At 28.4% G+C, this 21,673-nt stretch carries 16 protein-coding genes; 5 read left to right on the top strand and 11 right to left on the bottom strand.

Annotated features, from left to right (window positions below; translation table 11 throughout):
* Positions 1 to 11: 11 nt before the first annotated feature.
* Positions 12 to 1,073 (bottom strand): phospho-N-acetylmuramoyl-pentapeptide-transferase, encoded by a 1,062-nt coding sequence (mraY, locus tag CRU91_RS02260; protein ID WP_113892977.1) that lies wholly within the window; start codon positions 1,071 to 1,073, stop codon positions 12 to 14.
* A gap of 70 nt (positions 1,074 to 1,143) precedes the next feature.
* Between mraY and gpmI the strand changes: the two genes are divergently transcribed.
* Genes gpmI through CRU91_RS02245 form a run of 3 tightly spaced genes read left to right on the top strand, consistent with a single transcriptional unit; the run spans position 1,144 to position 5,299 of the window.
* A complete protein-coding gene (gpmI, locus tag CRU91_RS02255; protein WP_113892975.1) occupies positions 1,144 to 2,616 on the top strand; it encodes a 2,3-bisphosphoglycerate-independent phosphoglycerate mutase in 1,473 nt (490 codons plus the stop codon).
* Positions 2,616 to 3,305: an ATP-binding cassette domain-containing protein gene (locus CRU91_RS02250; RefSeq protein WP_113892973.1), complete on the top strand. Its 690-nt coding sequence runs from the start codon at positions 2,616 to 2,618 to the stop codon at positions 3,303 to 3,305. The genes gpmI and CRU91_RS02250 overlap by 1 nt, the downstream gene beginning before the upstream one ends.
* A gap of 2 nt (positions 3,306 to 3,307) precedes the next feature.
* The gene (locus CRU91_RS02245) at positions 3,308 to 5,299 is read left to right on the top strand and encodes a penicillin-binding protein 1A (RefSeq protein WP_113892971.1); all 1,992 of its coding nucleotides are present in this window, start codon (positions 3,308 to 3,310) and stop codon (positions 5,297 to 5,299) included.
* A gap of 153 nt (positions 5,300 to 5,452) precedes the next feature.
* Here the strand turns inward: CRU91_RS02245 and CRU91_RS02240 are convergent, their stop codons facing one another.
* Positions 5,453 to 7,396 carry a TonB-dependent receptor domain-containing protein gene (locus CRU91_RS02240; protein WP_257118688.1) on the bottom strand — a complete coding sequence of 648 codons (1,944 nt, stop codon included), beginning with the start codon at positions 7,394 to 7,396 and terminating at the stop codon, positions 5,453 to 5,455.
* 439 nt (positions 7,397 to 7,835) lie between these two features.
* On the opposite strand from CRU91_RS02240, the gene CRU91_RS02235 reads away from it, so the two are divergent.
* Positions 7,836 to 9,161, top strand: coding sequence for a sulfite oxidase (locus CRU91_RS02235; protein ID WP_113892968.1), 1,326 nt, complete (start codon positions 7,836 to 7,838; stop codon positions 9,159 to 9,161).
* A gap of 11 nt (positions 9,162 to 9,172) precedes the next feature.
* The gene (locus tag CRU91_RS02230) at positions 9,173 to 9,517 is read left to right on the top strand and encodes a hypothetical protein (RefSeq protein WP_113892966.1); all 345 of its coding nucleotides are present in this window, start codon (positions 9,173 to 9,175) and stop codon (positions 9,515 to 9,517) included.
* 13 nt (positions 9,518 to 9,530) lie between these two features.
* Here the strand turns inward: CRU91_RS02230 and CRU91_RS02225 are convergent, their stop codons facing one another.
* The 9 genes from CRU91_RS02225 to fliK are packed head-to-tail and all read right to left on the bottom strand — an operon-like array spanning position 9,531 to position 21,666.
* The gene (locus CRU91_RS02225) at positions 9,531 to 10,094 is read right to left on the bottom strand and encodes a flavin reductase family protein (protein WP_113892964.1); all 564 of its coding nucleotides are present in this window, start codon (positions 10,092 to 10,094) and stop codon (positions 9,531 to 9,533) included.
* Positions 10,095 to 10,106: 12 nt separating this feature from the next.
* Positions 10,107 to 11,291, bottom strand: coding sequence for an MFS transporter (locus CRU91_RS02220; protein ID WP_113892962.1), 1,185 nt, complete (start codon positions 11,289 to 11,291; stop codon positions 10,107 to 10,109).
* 37 nt (positions 11,292 to 11,328) lie between these two features.
* Positions 11,329 to 13,440 (bottom strand): flagellar biosynthesis protein FlhA, encoded by a 2,112-nt coding sequence (gene flhA, locus CRU91_RS02215; protein WP_113892960.1) that lies wholly within the window; start codon positions 13,438 to 13,440, stop codon positions 11,329 to 11,331.
* A 21-nt stretch (positions 13,441 to 13,461) separates the two neighbouring features.
* The gene (locus tag CRU91_RS02210; RefSeq protein ID WP_113892958.1) at positions 13,462 to 14,613 is read right to left on the bottom strand and encodes a flagellar hook-associated protein 3; all 1,152 of its coding nucleotides are present in this window, start codon (positions 14,611 to 14,613) and stop codon (positions 13,462 to 13,464) included.
* Positions 14,610 to 15,914, bottom strand: a complete 1,305-nt coding sequence (gene fliI, locus CRU91_RS02205; RefSeq protein ID WP_113892956.1) for a flagellar protein export ATPase FliI — start codon at positions 15,912 to 15,914, stop codon at positions 14,610 to 14,612. Before fliI ends, CRU91_RS02210 begins: the two co-directional genes overlap by 4 nt.
* Entirely contained in the window at positions 15,911 to 17,911 is a 2,001-nt protein-coding gene (locus CRU91_RS02200; protein WP_113892954.1) for a tetratricopeptide repeat protein, read from the bottom strand. The genes fliI and CRU91_RS02200 overlap by 4 nt, the downstream gene beginning before the upstream one ends.
* Before the next feature lie 3 nt (positions 17,912 to 17,914).
* Entirely contained in the window at positions 17,915 to 18,964 is a 1,050-nt protein-coding gene (flhB, locus tag CRU91_RS02195; protein WP_113892953.1) for a flagellar biosynthesis protein FlhB, read from the bottom strand.
* A 9-nt stretch (positions 18,965 to 18,973) separates the two neighbouring features.
* The gene (locus CRU91_RS02190; RefSeq protein ID WP_113892951.1) at positions 18,974 to 19,723 is read right to left on the bottom strand and encodes a flagellar biosynthetic protein FliR; all 750 of its coding nucleotides are present in this window, start codon (positions 19,721 to 19,723) and stop codon (positions 18,974 to 18,976) included.
* Positions 19,723 to 21,666 carry a flagellar hook-length control protein FliK gene (gene fliK / locus CRU91_RS02185; RefSeq protein ID WP_113892949.1) on the bottom strand — a complete coding sequence of 648 codons (1,944 nt, stop codon included), beginning with the start codon at positions 21,664 to 21,666 and terminating at the stop codon, positions 19,723 to 19,725. Before fliK ends, CRU91_RS02190 begins: the two co-directional genes overlap by 1 nt.
* Positions 21,667 to 21,673 lie beyond the last annotated feature (7 nt).

Genomic DNA, 21,673 nt, shown 5'->3' with positions numbered 1-21,673 from the left:
GTATCCCTTTTCTATCTTAATTTTAAACTCAACAGTGCTACTAAATTTGCCATAAATGATATTATCCAAAAACGTACTATTATTTTATTTTCTTTCCAACCTTTTTGCTCAAAATGATGATGAATTGGAGCCATTAAAAATACTCTTTTTTGTCTTAGTTTATACGAACCAACTTGAAGCATAACTGAAACTGTTTCTAAAACAAATATAAATCCAATAGCAATTAACAATATTTCTGATTTTGAAACAATCCCTAAATATCCCATAAATGCTCCCAATGGTAAAGAACCACTATCTCCCATAAAAACTTCTGCTGGGTAGGCATTAAACCATAAAAATCCTATCAAAGCACCACAAATTGCAGCTCCCATAACTGCCAATTCTCCAACAATAGCAATATTTGGTAATAACAAGTAATTAGCAAAAACTGCATGTCCTACAACATAAACTAAAATAGATAAAGTTGTGAAAGCAAGTATTGAAGGAACTGTTGCTAGTCCATCAAGTCCATCTGTGAGATTTACTGCATTTGAAGAACCAACAATTACAAACATCCAAAAAATTATTGCAAAAACTCCCATTTCAAAAAGTGGGAATTTGTAAAATGGAGTATATAAATCTGTTGTATGACCAAAATAGTATAAAATTCCTACAACTACTAAAGCACTTATAAATTGTAATAAAAGTTTCATTCTAGCACTTAACCCTGCACTATTTTTTGCTTTTAAAATTTTTGATAAATCATCTTGTATCCCAATAAGAGAAAAAAGCCCTAAAGTCAATAATCCACCAACAACATAAAAGTTATTTAATTTTGCAGTTAAAACAGTAGCTATTAAAGTTGAGAATATAAATACAATTCCACCCATTGTTGGTGTTCCAGCTTTTATTTGATGGGCTTCAGGTGCTAATTCATAAATTGGTTGAGAAGCTTTTCTTGCTCTTGCCCATCTTATAAACTTTGGCATTAAATACATAGTTAAAACAAAAGCTATAAAAAAGCTAATTCCTGCACGAACAGATATATACTGTAAGATATTGATTTCTAAATGTCGATAGAGCCAGTAAAACAAAATTAAACCTTGATTTTGATATAATAGGTCATAATTATATTATATTATACTTTTTAAAAGGTTTAAACAAATGAGCAAAACACTATTAATTATAACAGATGGAATTGGACATAATAGTTCAAAAAACTACAATGCTTTTTGTAGTGCAAAAAAACCAACTTATGATTATTTATTTGAAAATGTACCTTACTCATTAATCCATACTTATGGAGAATATGTAGGACTTCCAGATATGCAAATGGGAAATAGCGAAGTTGGACATATGACTATTGGAAGTGGAAGAGTTTTATATCAAGATTTAGTAAAAATTCATCTTGCTATAAAAAATAATACTCTAAAAGATAATGAAGTTTTAAAAAACACTATTTCAAAATCAAATAACATCCATTTAATTGGACTTTTAAGTGATGGTGGAGTTCATTCGCATATTGACCACATTATTGCTTTGGCAAAACTATCTAAAAATCAGGATAAAAAAGTATTTATTCATATCATAACAGACGGTAGAGATGTTGCTCCAGACTCAGCAAAAAAATATTTAAATAAAATTTTAGAAATTTGTGATGAAGATATAAAAATTGCAACAATATCTGGAAGATACTATACTATGGATAGAGACAATCGATGGGATAGAGTTCAAAAAGCTTATGTTGCGATGACTTATGCTATACCAAAAACTCAAAATGATTGTTTGACATACGTGAAAAACTCTTATGAAAATAAAATATTTGATGAGTTTCTTGATCCAGTTGCTTTTGAATGTTATGATGGAATAAAAGAAAATGATGGGATAATATTTTGCAACTTTAGAAGTGATAGAATGAGAGAAATTTCTAGTGCTTTTGCAAAAAGTGACTTCAATGAGTTTGAAACTTTTAAAGGTTCTTTAAATTTAGCTTCAATGACACAATATGATAAAAATGTGTTTATTCCAGTTTTATTTACTAAAGACAATCCAAAGAATACTTTAGCTGAAGTTATATCAAATGCTGGACTTTCTCAACTTCATACTGCTGAAACTGAAAAATATGCCCATGTTACATTTTTCTTTAATGGCGGAGTAGAAGAACCTGTTTTAAATGAAACAAGAGTTTTAATACCATCTCCAGATGTTGCAACTTATGATTTAAAACCTGAAATGTCAGCACCACAAGTTGGAGAAGCTGTAAGAACTGCTATGAAAAATCATACTGATTTTATAGTTGTAAATTTTGCAAATGGAGATATGGTAGGACATACAGGTGTTTTTGAAGCAGCAGTTAAAGCTGTTGAAGCAGTAGATAAAGAACTAGGTCTTATAGTAGATATCGCAAAAAAAGAAGATTATAACATCATCCTAACATCTGACCATGGAAATTGTGAAATGATGAGAGATGATGATGGGAATATTTTAACAAATCATACAGTTGGAGATGTTTACTGTTTTGTTATGGCAAAAGATGTAACAAAAGTAAAAGAAGGTAGCTTAAATAATATAGCTCCAACAGTTTTAAAACTTATGAATTTAGAAATACCAAAAGAGATGGATGAACCACTAATCTAATGATAAACATAAAAAAACTAAAAATAAGTGCAAATGATAAAGAGTTAGTAGATATAAGTTTTAAAATATCTACTTCTACTGCACTTATTGGAGAGAGTGGAAGTGGAAAATCTTTGACTTTAAAAGCTCTACTAAATCTACTTCCAAACTCTTTAAAGTATCAAAATGAGATAGATTGTAGTTTTGAACTTAACTACAATACAATAGGATTTATCCCACAAAATCCTTTTACTTCTCTTTCACAAATGACAAAAATCAAAAATCAGATTTTTTGTAGTGACGAAAAAAAAGAGGAAGTTTTTAAACTGTTAAATCTATCTTTGGATATATTAAATAAATATCCATCTCAAATTAGTGGTGGTCAAATACAAAGAGTTGTTATTGCAATTGCACTTAGTCGTGATATAAAACTTCTTTTACTTGATGAACCAACAACTGCATTGGATTTAGAAAATAAAACAAATATTATAAATATTATTCAAGATTTACAAAAACAACTTGATTTAAAAATACTATTTGTAACTCACGATATTGACTCGATAAAAGATATTTGTAATGATATTGTGATTTTAAAAAAAGGTAAAATTATAGAGTTTGGAAAAACTATTGAAGTTTTAGAAAACCCAACAAATGACTATACAAAAGAGCTTATAAACTCAACTTTTAAAAACAAAGAATTTAGGAAATAAAGATGTTAAAATTTTTAACAAAAGCAATTTTTTTCATTTCAATTATTGTAGGGGCTGTTATTGTAGTCTTACTATATGATTTATATGAAGAGATAAAAGATGATATTGATAGTGTAGTAAACTACGAACCAAAACAAAGTACACAATTTTTTGATAAAAATGGAAGACTATTAGCAAATACTTTCAAAGATGAAAATAGAGAGTATGTAAACTATGATGACATTCCTGCTCGTGTTATAGAAGGTCTTGTTGCCATAGAAGATACACAATTTTTTGAACACTTTGGTATAAATCCAGATGCAATAAGTAGAGCAGTTATTAAAAATATTCAATCTGGTGGATATAGCGAAGGAGCAAGTACTCTAACTCAACAATTAATCAAAGTTTTAGTTTTGACTAGAGAAAAAAAGCTTATGAGAAAAGTAAAAGAAGCTTTACTTGCTATAAGACTTGAAACTCTTTTAACAAAAGAAGAAATTTTAGAAAGATACTTAAATCATGTATATTTTGGTCATGGATATTATGGTATAAAAACTGCTGCAAAAGGGTATTTCAAAAAAGATTTATATGAACTTACTTTAAAAGAGATTGCTATTTTAGTTGGGCTTCCAAGAGCTCCTAGTTTTTATGACCCAACAAAAAATCTTCAAGTTTCATTAACAAGAGCAAACCAAGTAGTGACAAGAATGAATAGTTTAGGTTGGATAAGCAATGAACAATTTGAAGAATCAATCAATGAAATTCCAACAATTTATAATCAAACTTTAACTCAAAACATAGCTCCATGGGCTGTTGATTATGCAGTAAGCGAGTTGATAAATGATATTCCAGATATTTTGTATGGTGGATACAAAGTTTATTTAACAATAGACTTACAAACTCAAGAAATAGCACAAGAAGCTTTGAAAAAGTCTTATGATGAAGCTATGAAAAGAGATGAAAATATAAGAGCAAATTCAAAAAATCCTGACAATGATGCTTTTACAAAAGAGTTGAATGGAGCTATGATAACTTTGGAAAGTGGTACTGGTAAAATATTGGCTATGGTTGGTGGGATTGATTACTCTCAATCGGTATTTAATAGAGCATTTCAGTCAAAAAGACAAGCTGGAAGTGCTATCAAACCATTTTTATATCAAACGGCATTAAATGAAGGATACAATCCAGCTTCGCAACTATTTGATATCTCAAGAACTTATACTTTTACAGTTGGTGGTGTTCAGAAAAAATGGCAACCAAAAAACTATGGTGGAAATTTTCAAGGAATTGTAAGTTTTAGAGACTCTTTAGTTCAATCAAGAAATTTATCAACTTTAAACTTAGTTACTGATGTTGGAATTGATATTACAACAAATGATTTACAAAGATATGGATTTAAAGATATTGTAAACAATCTTTCTATTACTCTTGGTTCTATGAGTGTATCTTTGGTTGAGTTTAGCCAAGCTTATACTATTTTTTCAAATAATGGAGTTAAAGTAAAACCATATATTGTAGAACAAATTTCAAATAAAGATGGAAAAAGTGTAACTTTTGAACCTATAAAAACTGAACTAAACTCTCATGAACAATCATACTTAATAACTTCTATTTTAAAAGATGTAGTTACAAAAGGTACAGGAAGAAGAGCAGCAGTTGATGGAATAGAACTTGCAGGAAAAACTGGAACAACAAATGACAATATTGATGCTTGGTTTTGTGGCTACTCACCATCTATTCAAACAATAGTTTGGTATGGAAATGACAATAATAAACCTATGAGAAGAAGTGAAACTGGAAGTACACTAGCAGCTCCAGCATTTTCATATTTCTTCAAAAAATATCTTGAGCTTTATCCAGAAATACCAAGAACATTTACAAAGCCTGAAAATGTATATTTAGGAAATTTTAATGGGAAAGATGAGTATTATACAGATTTATCTCCATTACCAGATATTGATTCACAAATCATAATAGAACAATCAAATTCAAATGAAGAGGTTTTGGAATTTTAAATCTTTTTTAATACTTAAAATAAAGGTATGGTAGGTTCCTTGAAAAAAACCTACCATAAAAAAGGAAAGTTTCCGACAGATTGTCGGAAATGAAAATAAAATGGCGTTTAATCTACTTCCCAAATGTCGCCAATACTTGGGAATGAATATTTTTTAGAATTTTAGATTCATAGCAATATTATATCTTCTCCCATCAAGCGTGATTCCATAATCTGCATTTGTAATTTGTTTATTTGCAACATTATAAACACCAGCTTTAAAACTTAAATCTTTTGTAGCTTTATAAACAACCCCTAAATCTGATGTATGATATGCTGGAGTTTCAGATTGTACATCCGTACTATGATCAAAACTTAAATAATCTGTAGATTTTCCTCTGTAATTAAATTGTCCCCATAGGTTCCATTTTGAAGTTGGTTGATAATCTAAAGTAAGATTAAACATATGTTTTGGAGTTTTATTTAAAGTTTTTCCTGAAAGATCTATTTCTTGAGGAGTACCTTTATTAAATACTCCATCTTTAACTTCAGATGTTGTATAAGTATAACTAATTCCTGATTGTAAGTTTTCTAATATATCATAGCTTGTTGCTAACTCTATACCTTTCATTTGTGCATCTGCGACATTCTCGTATTTATTTATAAAGTTTCTATTTGCACCGTTATATGTACAATTTGCAGCTCCTGTGCAAATTCTATTTGGTACAATTTTATTTTTATAATCTGTTTGGAATAAAACAGCACTACTAGTTAATCCTAAATTTTTATCTTCATAGTGAAGTCCAACCTCGTAGTTTACACTTTCTTCAGGATTTAAATTAGAATTTCCAAGCCATGCTCCCTGTCCATAATTGTTGAACCAACCATCAGTAGCAGCTGAAACCGTAGGTTGAGAGTATCCAGTTGTAACTCCACCTTTTAATGTCCAATTATCAGTTAAGTGATAAACCCCATAAAGTCTTGGTGATAAATGTCCACCAAATAATTCATCATCATTGTATCTAAGTCCCGTTGTAACTAATAAATCATCAAGTACACTCCACTCTCCTTCAGCAAAAATAGCTCCTAGCCATCTATCTACTTTTTTTGTTAAAGGTTGAGATGGATCTTTAAACTCTTCAGTTTTATATTGTCCACCAAAAGTTAAAATATGCTCACCTAAAGCATAAGTTGATTGATGATTTAAAACATTATTTGTTTCAATCACATCAAGATTAGATGTTGTTCCTTCTTTTTTTGTCTCTTCAGCTTGATAGTATGTACTCATTGTAAGATTTCCATATCTTCCATCATGAGTAAGAGTGTATATATCTTTTGTATAAGGAGTTGTATTTGAAATTGTTTCAGCAACACCTTCTGCTAATATTGTTTTTTTCTCTGAATATTTATATTCTGCACTTATATCATTTTCATCATTTGGTGTAAGTATAAGTTTTCCACCAACTCCCTTAGCCTCAGTACCATTTACAACTGATGTTGCATTAGGATTTGTAGCAGTTGGATTTGGTCTAACTCCACCACCATCTTTTTTAGTATGTGAAGCATTTAGTTGTAAAGCTAAAAGATTGTCTATTAAAGGTCCTTGAGCAAATACATTTGTAGCTAATTTATTATCACCTATTTTATTACTTGAATCTGGAGTTAGATATTCAACATTAAAACTTCCAGTCCACTCTTTTGTAGCTTTTTTTGTGATGATGTTTATAACTCCACCTAGGGCATTTCCACCATAAAGTGAAGAAGCTGGACCTCTAACTATCTCTATTCTTTCAATCATAGAAATTGGTGGTAACATATTATTTAAACCATTAGCTTGTCCCGCAGTTCCTGCAGCTCTTCCGAAATTTCTTCCATTTGTTAGTGGTTTTCCATCTACTAAGTATAGTGTTTCTGTTACTGCCATACCACGAATAGAAATTCCTTCTGATTCACCACCAGAACCATATTCATTATTAACATATACACCTGGTACATTTTTGATAGCATCTACTACGCTTGTGTATGATTTTTCATTGAGTTTTTCAGCAGTTAAAACTGTGATTGAAGCCGAAGCATCTTTTACGAGTTGTTCATGTCCTCCAGCTGTTGTAACTTTAATTTCATCTAAAGTTGTAGTCTCATTAGCACTTAATAGGTTACCCCCCCCCGCAAACGAGTAAAGCAGTTGCTACTGTCTTAGCAATTCGTATATTCATACTTGTCCTTTTTGTTGAATTTTGGATTAAAATTTCGATAAATCTTTTAGGAAAATTTATCTTTATTTTCTACATTTTAGATAATCAGTATAATAATTATAAAAAAGTAAATGAAATATTAATCATTTAAGCTTAAAAGAATATAAAAGTAATAACAATTATTAAATAAATTTGCAAATTTATATCGTTATGTAAAATTTTATATAAAGTTTATGTTACATTTTTTATACATTTCTATTAATTAAAACTTAAAATATTAATATTTAATAGTTTTAAATTGTTTTTAATATAAGATTTACTTGTAAGAGTTCTTACACTTAACAATCATAAAAGGAGAGAGTTATGAGTGAAAAAACAAAAAAAACTGTTGGAATACATGAAGCTTATGCAAACGACCCTGTAAAAGCTGATTTGGAGATTTTTGGAAGAGAAGTTGAACCTACTACAAGAAGAGGATTTTTAAAAAAAAGTTCACTTTTAGCAATGGCTGCTGTTGTTGGTTCAAATATTCCATTTGCTAACAATATGCCTTCTGGATTAATCCCTGCACTATTAGCAAATTCAGATAAACCATTTTCTGTTGAAGGTAAGGATGGTCTTATTTACTTAAATGATAGACCAATCAATGCTGAAACACCTGCACATTTGTTGAATGATGAATTTACACCAGATAAACACTTTTTTATAAGAAATAATGGTGTTCCACCTGAACTTAATAGCATAGATTTGAAAACTTGGACTTTAGAGATAACTGGAGAGAGTTGTCAAAATCCAAAAACATTTACTATTGATGAACTAAAGAAAAAATTTAAACATTACACTTATGCTATGACTTTAGAGTGTGGTGGAAATGGAAGACATGAGTTCAATCCTCCTACAAAAGGAAACCAATGGGAAGTTGGAGCTGTTGGTTGTGGAAGATGGACTGGTGTTAGACTTAAAGATGTTTTAAAAGATTGTGGTATTAAAGAAGATGCTGTTTATATAGGATATTATGGAAAAGATACACATTTAAGTGGTGATCCTACAAAAGTGGTAATAAGTCGTGGTGTACCTATGAGTAAAGCTTTAGAAGATGAAATATTAATTGCTTGGGCTTATGAAGGAGAAGATATACCTTATCACAATGGTTATCCATTAAGATTGGCTATTGGTGGTTGGCCAGCTTCTGTTTCTGGAAAATGGCTAAGCAAAATTGTAATAAGAAACAAAATACATGATGGTGAAAAGATGATGGGGCAATCATATAGAATGCCTTGTGAACCAGTTGTTCCAGGTTCAAAAGTAGAAAATGATAATATGTGTATTATAGAATCTATGCCTGTAAAATCATTGATTACTTTTCCTAAATCGGGAATTAATCACAATATAAATGATAAATTAAAACTAAATGGTAAAGCTTGGGCTGGAGATTTAAAAGTTGATGAAATGTATGTTTCAATAGACTTTGGAATAACTTGGCAAAAAGCAAAAGTAAATAAACCCCTAAACAAAACTGCTTGGCAAACTTGGGAAACAAATGTAACATTCCCTAAAAAAGGATATTACGAAGTTTGGGCAAGAGCAACAGATAGCAAAGGTAATATGCAACCTATGATTTTACCAGGATGGAATCCTAATGGGTATTTAAATAATGCTTGTCATAGAATAGCTGTTCAAGTTGTATAAAAGGAGATTTTATGAAAACTTTTATAAAACTTACAATTTTGGCTTTGTTGATTTCACCTTTTTATCTTCAAGCAAAAGAGTTTGATAGTGAAACAGGATTGATTATAGACAAAGGGTTTGAAACAGTAAAAGCAAATTGTACCGTTTGCCATAGTGCAAAATTTATCACTTTACAAAAAGGTGATAGAGATATGTGGAAAGCTATGATAGTTTGGATGCAAAGAACTCAAGGTTTATGGGAATTTGAACCAGCTGTCGAAGATGAGATATTAACTTATCTTGAAAAAAACTATCCACCAACTGAAACATCAAGAAGACCAAATTTAAAAGCAAAAGATCTTCCAAATATAAACTAGAGTTTTCTCTAGTTTATAAATCAACCATAGCTTTAAAAGTAACTCCAACTCTTCCAATACTCTCTATATTTGTATGATTTCTTTCATTGATTCTTCCATCTTCAATATATTGATAATTTATTTTTAAGATAACTGGTGTTGTATCACCCTCTACTTTATATGTATCATAATATTCACAAAAAAGTGCTGTTTGAGTTGAAGTAATCATAGGTGGATAATCTTCTAACTCTTTTCTTACATCTATTTCAAATTTTTCTATTTCACTTTCATCTTTTGATAGTTGCATAGCACATTTTTGAACTTGATCAATATTGTCTTTATTTGGAAAACAAATTGTTGCTTTTTTTGTTTTTAAGATATTTGCCAAACTATCTTTTGGACTTCCATCATCTTTTTTTCCAATAGCTACAATCACTAAAGCAGGACTTGTAGAAATTGGAATAAAGTAAGAAAAAGGAGCAGCATTTAAAACTCCATTATCTTCAGTAACTATCCAAGCTATTGGTCTTGGAACTATACTTCCAGACATTATCTTGTATCTATTTAACTCATTTACATTTTCATAATCTAATATCATTTTTTTATCCTTTTAAATTAACTTCAAAATTTTTGTATAGTAATATGCAAAAAATAAAAAAGCAACTCCTAAACAAATAGTTATAACAGTAGTTGTAGTAATATGTGCCATAGTTCCTATAAACAAAGTTGTAGATACATTTGCTAACATAAAGACCATATCATTATACGATATTACTCTTCCAATGTATCTATTATCACAATGATTTTGTAGCATTGAATATGTATAAGACCATAAAAATGCTGTACTAAATCCTACGAAAAACAATGATATCAAAGATATATAAAAATTATCTTGAGTTAATGCCCATAAAATAATAGTTATCCCTTGAAAAGTTAGTAAATAGTGTAAATTTTCTTTTTTTATAATTTTATTTAGAATTAATGGACCTATCATAAGAGCAACTGCTCTAATGGCATTTGATAAACCAATAGCAAGTGGAACAGCAATGAGTTCTTTATACTGATTTTTTGCCAAAATTGTAATAAGTGCGTCATAAGAAGTTAATCCTACACTTGCATGTAAAAATATCAAATGCAAAATAATTTTATTATTTTTAATATATAAAAATCCATCTTTCATCAACTCAAATATCTTTTGCGTAACTTGTTTATGTTCAATATTTAATTTTATTTGAATAAATACTATTAAAGCTAAAACAAAAATACAAACATCAATTATAATCGCAGTTTTTACACCATATAAATTTACTATAAATCCACTTGTCGCCATACCAACAGCATAAGTAAAAGACCAAATAATTGAATTTATTTCATTTGCTGTTTGAAGTTTCTTACCTTCTAAAAGCTTGGCTAAAAGTGACATTTCAGTAGAGAAATACATAGAAGCTGCACTCATTCTAATAAATATAAATATCAATAAAATCCACAGATGACTTAAATCATTTATCGTTAAAAACATTATTGTCATAAGTAATTCAACAAAAAGTAGTGACAACATAAGAGGTTTTATTTTCACTCTATCAATTATTGCTCCACTTATTGGTGCAATTATTATAGCTGGTATAAAGTGCATAGCAGTTACTATTGCTATTGCTAATTCAGATGAACCTAATTCTACAATCATTGTATATATAGCAACAGTTGAGAACCAAGCTCCAAAAGATGAGATAAAATTAACTAAAGACAAATCCCTAATAATTTTATGCTCTTTTAAAAAGCTTATATAATATTTCAATTTTTTTCCTTAAAGAGATTAAAAAAGTGTTTTAATTTTAGAACTCTAAAGTTCCTTCAATGGCAAAGTTTGCTTTTGAATCAAGTTCTGCGTGAGATAAAACAGGTAAAGATAGTCCAAATTTTTCATAGATTTCTGAAATTCTTTTTCTTAAAACTGGATCTACAACCATAGCAACTTTAGAGAAACCTTTTTTCTCAACATCATCTAAGAGTTGTTTTGTTTTTGTTACAAGGTTATTTATTTCAGCAATTGAAAGCATTAACTGTGAAGCACCATGATGATCTTGAAGCTTACTTATAAACTGCTGTTCTAGTTCAGGTTTTATTGTAACTATATGTAAAATACCATCTGTATCTTTGTATTTTTGAGTAATAAGCCTATAAAGTTTTGCTCGTACATGCTCTAATAATATCTCTGGAGCTTTTGTAAACTCTGCAATATCTGCAATTGCTTCAATAATTGTTAGCATATCAACTATTGGTATTTTTTCATGAAGTAAATCTTTACAAACTTTCAATAAACTTCCATAAGATGCAACTTTCATAGCTTCTTCAACAACAATAGGAAAATCTTTTTTTATTCTATCAATAATATCAACTATATCTTGTCTAGTGATGATATCTTCTGCATGTCTTCTAATAATTTCTGATATATGCGTTGATATAATTGTTGGCGCATCAACAACTGTAAAACCTTTCATCAAAGCATCTTCTTTTAAATCTTTTGATATCCAAATTGCATCAAGATTAAAAACTGGTTCTTTTACCTTTATTCCTTCTAAAGTTTCATTTCCTAAGCCACCCATTGCAAGAAATTTATCAACTTCTATTCGCCCTTTTACAATCGGAATTCTTTTAAGATAAAATTGGTACTCATTTTGAGCTAAATTTGTATCATCAGAAATTCTTATTTGTGGTATTACAAATCCTAATTCTGCAGCTATGTTTTTTCTAATAGCTTTAATTTTATCAAGAAGTTCAGAATTCCCTTGAACAAGTTGTAAAAGTCTAACTCCAAGTTTTAACTCTAAAACTTCAAGCTTCATGACAGTTTCTATACTTTGGCTTTCATCTGGAATAGCTGCTGCCCTTTTTTTCTCTTTTAAATCACTTGGCTTTTCAATCTTTTTGGCAACTTGTGGTTTAAAAAATCTGGTTACAATATTATCATCACCTTTTTCTATCATTATGATGATATATCCCATTGCTATTAATAAAAGCCCCATCATCATCAAAATACCAGTTGGGAAACCTGGAACTAAGGCAAAAAGCATCAATCCAATACCAACTAAAATTAGAGATTTAGTATCTTTAATAAGTTGATTTACAGCCCTTGAAGCAAATCTCTCTTCATCTGTATTTGATCTTGTAATAATAATTGCAGTCGCAGTAGATAAAAGAAGTGCTGGAATTTGTGTAACAAGACCATCACCAATAGTTAAAATTGTATATATATTTGCTGCTTCACTTGCATCTAAACCATGCTGAAAAATACCAACTAACAATCCACCAATAATATTTACAATAGTAATGATAATACCAGCAATTGCATCACCTTTAACAAACTTTGAAGACCCATCCATAGCACCATAAAAGTTTGCTTCTGTTATTAAAGCTTTTCTTCTTTCTTGTGCTTCTTTGTCATCTATAAATCCAGCATTTAAATCTGCATCAATAGCCATTTGTTTACCAGGCATAGAATCTAGTGTAAATCTAGCAGTAACTTCTGCAACCCTTGTAGCACCTTTTGTAACAACCATAAAGTTTATAAGTACAAGAATAATAAATATGATTACACCAATAACCATATTTCCACCAACAACAAATTCTCCAAATGCTGTAATAATACTACTTACAGCTTCTGGTCCATTATGTCCTTCAGCCAATATGGATCTAGTTGTAGCAATACTAAGAGCTAATCTAAAAATAACTAAGATTAAAAGAAGGGTTGGGAAAGTCGTTAAATCTGCTGGTTTTTGAATATATAACGATATTAAAAGAATTAAAAATGAAATAGCCAAAGATAGCGATATAAAAAAATCTATAGCAACTTGATTTAAAGGAACTATAATAATAGCAAGCATTGAAAGAAACAATGCTACTGCTATTAAATCCCTAGAAAAAAGATTTTTAAAACTAAACTTCATATATACAAAAAATAGTCAATTTTATCTCATAAAATTAACTAAAGATAATTCAAATGTTCTATTTACAGTAGAATAAACTGAAGCATAAGATAACTCCAATGCTTTTAATTTTATAGCTATATCAGCTTCATTTGCCTTACCTAACTCAGTTTTTAAAATACCTAATTGAGTATTTTTTGAGTTAAGTCTTTCTAAAGAGACTTGAAAAGTCTTATTCTTCGCTCCTAAATCTGAATGAGAAATAGTTAAAGAGTCATGAACTTTACTTATTTCATCAACAGCTTTTGAAATTCCAGCTCTTCTAAATTCATAGTTTGCTGTGTCATCTGTTGGAGATACAGGATTTCCTAATTCATCGAGTCCTCTTAAACTTCTAACAGCTTCATCTAGCATATCAAAAACACTTCTTCTTGCTTCAAATTTAGTTCCATCAGCTGTTGGTAAACTAGCTTGATATTCCCCAGTTACTGGATCATGGATTACTGCTAAAGTTTCAGTTGAACCATCCCAATTTGTTTTTGTTAAAGTATCATTTGTAGGAGAGTTTAATTTCCACTCATTTCCATCTTGGTCAACAATCCTATCACCTTCTTTAAAAGTTAAAGTTTCACCTTTTAAACCAGAATCTGTAGTATAATAAAAAGCATCAAGACCATTTACTCCAGCATCTCTATATGAACCATCATCAATAGCAACTTTTCTCAAGCTATCATTTCCTTGGTATGTAACTTTTCCATTTGCATCCATAACAAATGGCTTAACAGAAGCATCACTTCCTGAAAAAACATATTGACCTTCAGTACTTGTATTTGCTAGATTAAAAATACTCTCTTTCATACCTGCAAGATTTTGTGCAATAGCTTCTAATCCTTCAATTCCAGTTGTTGATGTATTCGCTTTAATTAACTCTGATTTGATATATTCAACATTTTTCTTAGCATCATTTAAAGATGTATCTGACGTTTTATTTAAAACATCTACTCTATTTATTTGATCTCGAAGTCCATTATTTGTTTGTATCGAGTTATCAACATGAACAAGTCTGCTATATAAAACAGAATCATCACTTCCATATTGAAGTTTATCTCCACTAGCTAATTGGTTATTTAATTTAGTTTGAGTCTGGTCCAAAAGACCTATTCTATAAATTGTAGAATTTATACTTGATATCATAATAACACCTTTTTTAAGTTTGTAACAATCTCATCAAAAGAGTAATTTTGTAAAGTTCCTTGAGTAAGGAACTCTCTTATTTTATCTTTTCTTGATATAGCATTGTCAAGTTCTGGATCCATACCTTTTTTGTATGCACCAACTCTAATTAAAACTTCATTCTCTTTTATTAGTGATAATACTCTTTTTAACTTTAAAAAATCATTATAATGTTCTTGTGAGACTACCTTGTCTATAACTCTTGAAGCTGATTTTAGTAAATTTATTGGTGGATAAAACCCTTGTTCTGTTAAATCTCTTGTTAATACTATATGTCCATCTAAAATAGAACGACTTTGATCTGCTATTGGATCATTCATATCATCTCCATCAACTAAAACAGTAAAAAATGCTGTAATAGACCCTAATTTACTATTTCCAGCTCTCTCCATAAGTTGTGGTAAAAGTGCAAAAACAGATGGTGGATAACCACGACTAACAGGTGGCTCACCTGTACTTAAGCCTATTTCTCTTTGAGCCATAGCAAATCTTGTGACACTATCCATCATCAATAAAACATCATGTCCTTTGTCCCTAAAATATTCAGCTATTGCCATAGCAGTAAATGCTCCATATTTTCTCATCAAAGCAGATTCATCTGAAGTTGCAGTTACAATAACAGTATTTTCTAAATCATCATTTAAGTTATAATGTATAAATTCTGGGATTTCTCTTCCCCTTTCTCCTACCAATGCAATAACTTTAATAGTTGCTTCACAACCTTTTACAATCATTCCCATTAAAGTAGATTTTCCAACTCCACTTCCAGCAAAAATACCAACTTTTTGACCTTTTCCACAAGTTAGCATAGAATCTATCGCTTTTACACCTGTTGAAAATTTTTGATCAATTATTCCTCTATCAAGTGGTGACATACTCTCTTTATTGATAGCACAATTTGCATCTATATCTCTTATTTTACCTTTGTTATCTATTGGTTCTCCCAAAGCATTTACAACCCTTCCTAAAAGGCCATTTCCACACTTTATTGTGAGTCCATCTCTTTGTAAAAAAACTTTATCATTTATTCTAAAACCTTCAATAAATGAAAAAGGAACAATAATAAATGAATTGTCATTTAAAACTGTAACCATTCCTAAAACAGAATAAAGTCTTTGTTCTGATTCTATTCTTACAATATCTCCAACTGCGACGTCAAGTCCAGTAGCACTCAAAGTAATTGCTGAAATATTCGTCAATCTTCCAAAGGCAACATTAAGATTTGATGAATCTATTTGGTTTAAAATATCATCTATATTCATTGACCCAAACTCAAACACATTTTTTTGTAAAGATTATCTTCAATTTTTACATCTTTGCACTTTTGTAAATATTCATCTTTTTTTTCTTTATTATCCAAGGTATCATATAACATCACAATATCATAATATATTTTAACCTCATCCTCTGCTTTTAAATTTCTTACATTTTGACTTGCTTCAACTAAATAATTTACCGCTTCTTCAAATTTTTGTTCATTTTTTGCTATTTTAGATAATTCACTCTCAACAAATGGAGAATAAACATTTATCTTGAAATCTTTTTGTTTATCATATAAATTTTTTAAAATTTTTGTAGCTTCTAGTTGATTATTCTCTTTTAACAAATATAAGTAAAAATCGTAATAAAAATCTACAATTACAGGTTCTTGAGTATTTGAATCTATTAAATTTCTATTTTGTAAAGTATTTGCAAAAAATTTATCAAATTTTATAGAATCATTTTTTATCTTTAAAACTTGATATTTATACAAAAACTCTTTTTCTAATATATCTTTGTCATTTGCTTTTTCTATTTTTGATGAAAAGTATAGAGCATCTTCTATTTCATCAACACTTAAAGCCATAGTTTCTAACATAAAATATATATCCAAATTCTGAACATCTTTAAAAATATTTTTTAGTTGTGTATAATTTTCAAGAGATGGTGCTTCACTAATACATTTTATCAATCCATTTTTTATAGTATTATCATTTAATAAGTCTTTAAATATTTCATATTTAACATCTTTTAAAATAGTACTTAGTTTTGAACAATCATCATTTTCCAAATACTCTTTTATCAAACCAATATATGAAATATCTAAAAGTTCATCAATATTATTAAAACCAAATCTTTGTAAAATATCTTTTGGAATATCTCTATAAACTTTATAAATTTTAACTGTTTGTTCAAATTTCTTATCTATGTTATTATTTATTAATTCTTGTAACAAAGCTTTATTCTGCATAGCTTCATTTTGATTATATTTGTCTGCTATAGTGTTAGGAGAAATTAATCTTTGTCTCATTTTTATTTCATCAAAATATATTTGTGAAGCTTCAAAATATTCACTTTTTGGGTAGTTATCTACAATATTTTTATAAAGTTTTTTTGCTAAATTCAAATATAAATCTGTTTTATCATAAAGCTTCATATAAATATTTGCCAATTTAAACTCTGCTTTTTCTAAAATATCTTGTTTTTTTGAAGTTTTGATTAAATCTTTTAATATATCAACAGCCAATAATGTCATATCAAGTTTCAAAAGTAAATCTACTCTTTGATTTGCTAATATAAAATCATTTGAAAAGAAAGATGGATTTGTTACTAAAAGTTGTTTCATTAACTCTTTTGCTTCATCTTTTTTACCTTCAAGCAAATATACATCAAATAACTCATTTCCAATTATTGAGGCTATATTTTTATCTTTTGTATTTCGTAAAATATCAAATAAAGTTTTAGATGCTTTTGGATAATCCTTTTGATACTTAAAAATCTTTCCAAGTGCAATTTTACCTTTTGCTTTTGCCTCTTCATCATCAAAAACATCTATCACAGTTTGAGCATAATATCTTGCATCTTCTACCCTATTTACACTAAGTTTTAAGTCTATTAAAAGTAGATATGCCTTTAATAAATCTTCTTGGTTTATAACCGAAGAGTTTATAGCATTTTCAAGTTCATTTGATGTATCTAACAAAAGTTTTTTTGACTGATTTTTGAGAACTAATTCTGAATATAGTATTAAAATATCAGAGTTTAACAAAGATATTTTATTATTGTCTTTTAAATCAACCAATCTTTTAAAAGCTTCATTTATCTTTCCATCAAGTGCAATCTCTTTAATATTTTCTAACTCATTTAAAGTATTTATAATACTCTCTTTAGTTTTTGAAGATATTTGTTTTCCATTTGAATCAATAAAACTATAGTAAAACTCTTTATCTTTAGCATTTAGTAGTGTAAATAATATAAAAAAAATCGCTAAAAACTTCACTTATTACCTTTTTTTCTTCAATTCATAAATATAAGAGAAAATTTCTGCAATAGCTTTATAAAATTGACTCGGAACTTCTCTTTCTAATTCTATTTGATCATACAAAGCACGTGCAAGTGCTGGATTTTCTATGATTGTAATATTATTTTCCTTTGCAATATCTTTTATTTTCAATGCAAGGAAATCTATCCCTTTTGCTACTAAAACAGGAGCTTGATTTACACTATTATCATATTTTAAAGCAACAGCATAATGAGTAGGGTTTGTAATAACAACATCAGCTTCAGGAACACTACTCATCATACGTTTTTGTGCCATTTGCATCTGAATTCTTCTAATTCTACCTTTTACTTGAGGATCTCCCTCCATATTTTTATATTCATCTTTGATCTCTTGTTTACTCATCTTTAAAGATTTCATATAATAGTATCTTGTAAAATAAAAATCTATTATAGCAAAAATAATGATAATAAAAAGAATCGTAAAAACAAATACTATTGTTAAATCGAGCATAGCTTGTATTGTTGAGTTTAGCTCTTTATTCATCATATATAAAAATTCTTTATATGTTATTGAAAAAAGTAAAAACATAACTCCTACAATAATTGACAATTTTAAAGTTAATTTTAAAGCTTCAAGTAATTTCTTTAAGCTAAAAAGATTTTTCAAACCCTTTATTGGGTCTAATTTTTGTAAATCAAATTTTAATGGTGTTGCTATAAATCCAAACTGCATCCAGTTACCAGCTAATGATAAAACAAAAACTAGTATAAACAATGGAGCTAATGCTATTAATAGAGTATTTACAATAGTAAAGGTAAGAGAATAATATAAGGCATCATCTACTTCTTGCCCAATAAAACTATAAATATATAAAATAACCTTTTTTATCTCTAAAAATGTAAATCCAGAAAGAAATATCAAATAAACTGAACCCAATGTTAAAATTACAGCTCCTGCAACCTCCATTGATTTAGCAACATTTCCTTCTTGTCTAGCATCTTCAATTTTTTTGGACGTGGGTTCTTCTGTTTTTTCTTCATCATCAGCCATATAGAGTCCTTATTCAAACTTACTTATAAAATATTCTGTAAATGCCTCATTAAAAATCTCTAAGCCTAGTATTAAAAATATAAATATTAAAGCAAACTTTAACTGAAAAGTAATAATAAATGGAGAAAAAGCAGGCATAGATTTTGTACCATATCCATAATAAACATCTAAAATAAACCCTATAAAAAATAGTGGTAAAGCAAAAGTAAAAGCAAAAGCAAACATTCTATTTATCTCATCTATTGCTAATCTTATTCCATCAACAGTAAAAATATCAAAAGTTCCAAGATGTATCATAGAAAAACTTTTTGCTAAAATAACCAAAGTCATCTCATACATGCCTGTTTGGAAAAATAAAATTATTGCTATCCAAAAAAGAAGCTTTGATATTAAACCTTCTTGAGAACCAGTTGCTGGGTCAAACATCATAGCCATAGATAAAGCTGTCGAATACCCTATAAATTCACCTATTATTTTAACACTAGAAAATACAATATTTACTAACATTGATGCAACTAAACCTAGAGTTATCTCTGATATTAAAGCTAGTATAAAATTACTCTCATTTATATAAGTTACACTACCAACAAAGGGAAATAGAAATATAGTAAGATAAAATGCAAAAGCAACTCTAATACTAACGCTTATTGCAGTATGACCAAAAATAGGCATAAATGCTATAAAAGAAAGAACTCTAGCAAGCAAAAGTAAAAATTGGAAAAGTACATCTTGATTTAAAAGTGAAAAAAAAGCTTCCATTACATATAGTCTGTAGTTTTCTCTTCTAAATCTCTATTTTCCTCTTTTAATTTTAGTATGGCTTGTGTATCTAAATCTTCTCTTGATTGTTGATTTTTACCATTTGAATTTGATGATGAATTTTGATGATTATTTTGAGATGAACTAAAATCTAAGTTAAAATTAGAACTATCATTAAAAGTTTTAACCAAAGAATTTCTTAACATATTTTGATTATCCATCAATAATTCTAATGTTGCTAAACTAGAAATACTCATAGTAATATTTAAACCTGTAGTTTTATCTTGTTTCATTAAAACTGAAATTGAACCCAAATCAACTGGATTCAAAGTCATTCTAAATACAGTAACTGGTGGTTTATAGTTTTCATACATCTGTCTTGCAATATCTGACATCATAGAAGATAGTTGCTGTTTTGCACCAATAATTCTTGATTCTATTGAGTTTACTAAAGTTGGCTGAATTTCAACAACTTTATCATCTTGTATAGTCAAAGTATTTTCAAGTAGTGCTTTTGATGCTTCGATAGAATTTGTTATAAGATTTCTTATATCTACACTTCTAACATCTTTTTCATTTAATATAGTATTTAAAATATTTTTTCTATCTTGTAGTTCTTTATCATTTATTTTTAATTTTTCTAAATCTTCTTTTACAATATCTTGCTCAACTTCAAGTCCACTAGCTTCCAAATCCAAAATATTTGCACTTTTTTGAATATCGTCTAATGAAGAAGCATTCTCTAAAATCTTTACTGCCTCATTTTTATTAAATAAAATCTGGTTATTTAGTATATTTTTCTGGTCTGCTAAAAATATATTAGATGCTACATCTTTTGAAACTTTTACATCACTTGAGTTATCAACATTTATATTTATATCTTTTAAATTACTCTCTTTTATCAATTGATCCATCAAACTCAACTTTGGTTCAACATTTTTTTCATTAATTTGTATATTTTGAGGTTCTTTTAAAATTTTTTCTATATTTTGTTCATTTACAATAGATTCATCTTTTAATTCTGTATTGATAACTTCTTTATTACTATTGGCTTGTATTAGCTGATCCATTAAACTCAATTTTGGTTCAGCTATTTTTTGAGTATTGTTACTATCTTTTAAAAAATTTTCAGAATCTAAAATATCTAATGGAACATTAATCTCTTTTGTTTCAACTTCCAAAGATTCTATTTTAACACTATTTGTAGTTAAATTTGTTATTAAACTCTCTTTTTGAACTAACTCAATAATTTTATTATCTTGATTTTTAACTGATTTTTTATCTATAACTATTTCTTCTTTTAAGATATTTTTTGAATTATTTAGTTCATCAATTTTTTCATCTAAAGAGTTTAAAAAATTTGTATTATTTCCTTCTAAATCTGACATATTTTTTAAATCTTTTGTATCTTCCAAAATATGTTCTGTTATATCTATTTTTTCTGCATTATTGCTTTTTACTTCCAAAATTAACCTATCTAATAATGAATTTTTATTACTTGTATTAGCAGTATTCGTCTCTTTTTTTATTTCCTGCTCAACTATTTTTTGTTCTTTTTTTGGTTCTAAAGATTTATTTTCACCATCTATATTACCATCAAATAAATAAGATTTTTGTTCTAAATTTTTTGTATCTAAATCTATATTCTCTATTTTATTTGTATCCATAACCATAGTTTGTTCTATTTGAATAGTTGATGTATTTTCAACATTTTGACCATTATTTTGTAAGGCTTGAGAATTCTGTGTTATAAGGGTTGAAGTTGCAATATTTTTTGTTTGAGAAATATCTTTATTTACTTCCATACTTTCAATGCTAGATTTCAATAAAGAATCAAATAAAGATGGTTTATCCTTTGGCAAATCTTCTGTAGTAGTATTTAAAAGTATAGTATCAGAATTTGTACTATTTGTTTGAGTAAAAATATCTACTAAATTTGCCATTGTTAAC

Source organism: Aliarcobacter vitoriensis (assembly GCF_003316695.1).
Lineage (GTDB): Bacteria > Campylobacterota > Campylobacteria > Campylobacterales > Arcobacteraceae > Aliarcobacter > Aliarcobacter vitoriensis.
Note: the sequence above shows the minus strand (reverse complement) of the source record. Positions and strands in the feature narration are given on the sequence as shown.

Coding starts and splice junctions, on each gene's coding strand:
- CRU91_RS02210 (WP_113892958.1), bottom strand. CDS start 14,613: ATGATATCAAGTATAAATTCTACAATTTATAGAATAGGTCTTTTGGAC.
- CRU91_RS02250 (WP_113892973.1), top strand. CDS start 2,616: ATGATAAACATAAAAAAACTAAAAATAAGTGCAAATGATAAAGAGTTA.
- fliI (WP_113892956.1), bottom strand. CDS start 15,914: ATGAATATAGATGATATTTTAAACCAAATAGATTCATCAAATCTTAAT.
- CRU91_RS02245 (WP_113892971.1), top strand. CDS start 3,308: ATGTTAAAATTTTTAACAAAAGCAATTTTTTTCATTTCAATTATTGTA.
- CRU91_RS02190 (WP_113892951.1), bottom strand. CDS start 19,723: ATGGAAGCTTTTTTTTCACTTTTAAATCAAGATGTACTTTTCCAATTT.
- gpmI (WP_113892975.1), top strand. CDS start 1,144: ATGAGCAAAACACTATTAATTATAACAGATGGAATTGGACATAATAGT.
- flhA (WP_113892960.1), bottom strand. CDS start 13,440: ATGAAGTTTAGTTTTAAAAATCTTTTTTCTAGGGATTTAATAGCAGTA.
- CRU91_RS02230 (WP_113892966.1), top strand. CDS start 9,173: ATGAAAACTTTTATAAAACTTACAATTTTGGCTTTGTTGATTTCACCT.
- CRU91_RS02225 (WP_113892964.1), bottom strand. CDS start 10,094: ATGATATTAGATTATGAAAATGTAAATGAGTTAAATAGATACAAGATA.
- fliK (WP_113892949.1), bottom strand. CDS start 21,666: ATGGCAAATTTAGTAGATATTTTTACTCAAACAAATAGTACAAATTCT.
- flhB (WP_113892953.1), bottom strand. CDS start 18,964: ATGGCTGATGATGAAGAAAAAACAGAAGAACCCACGTCCAAAAAAATT.
- CRU91_RS02235 (WP_113892968.1), top strand. CDS start 7,836: ATGAGTGAAAAAACAAAAAAAACTGTTGGAATACATGAAGCTTATGCA.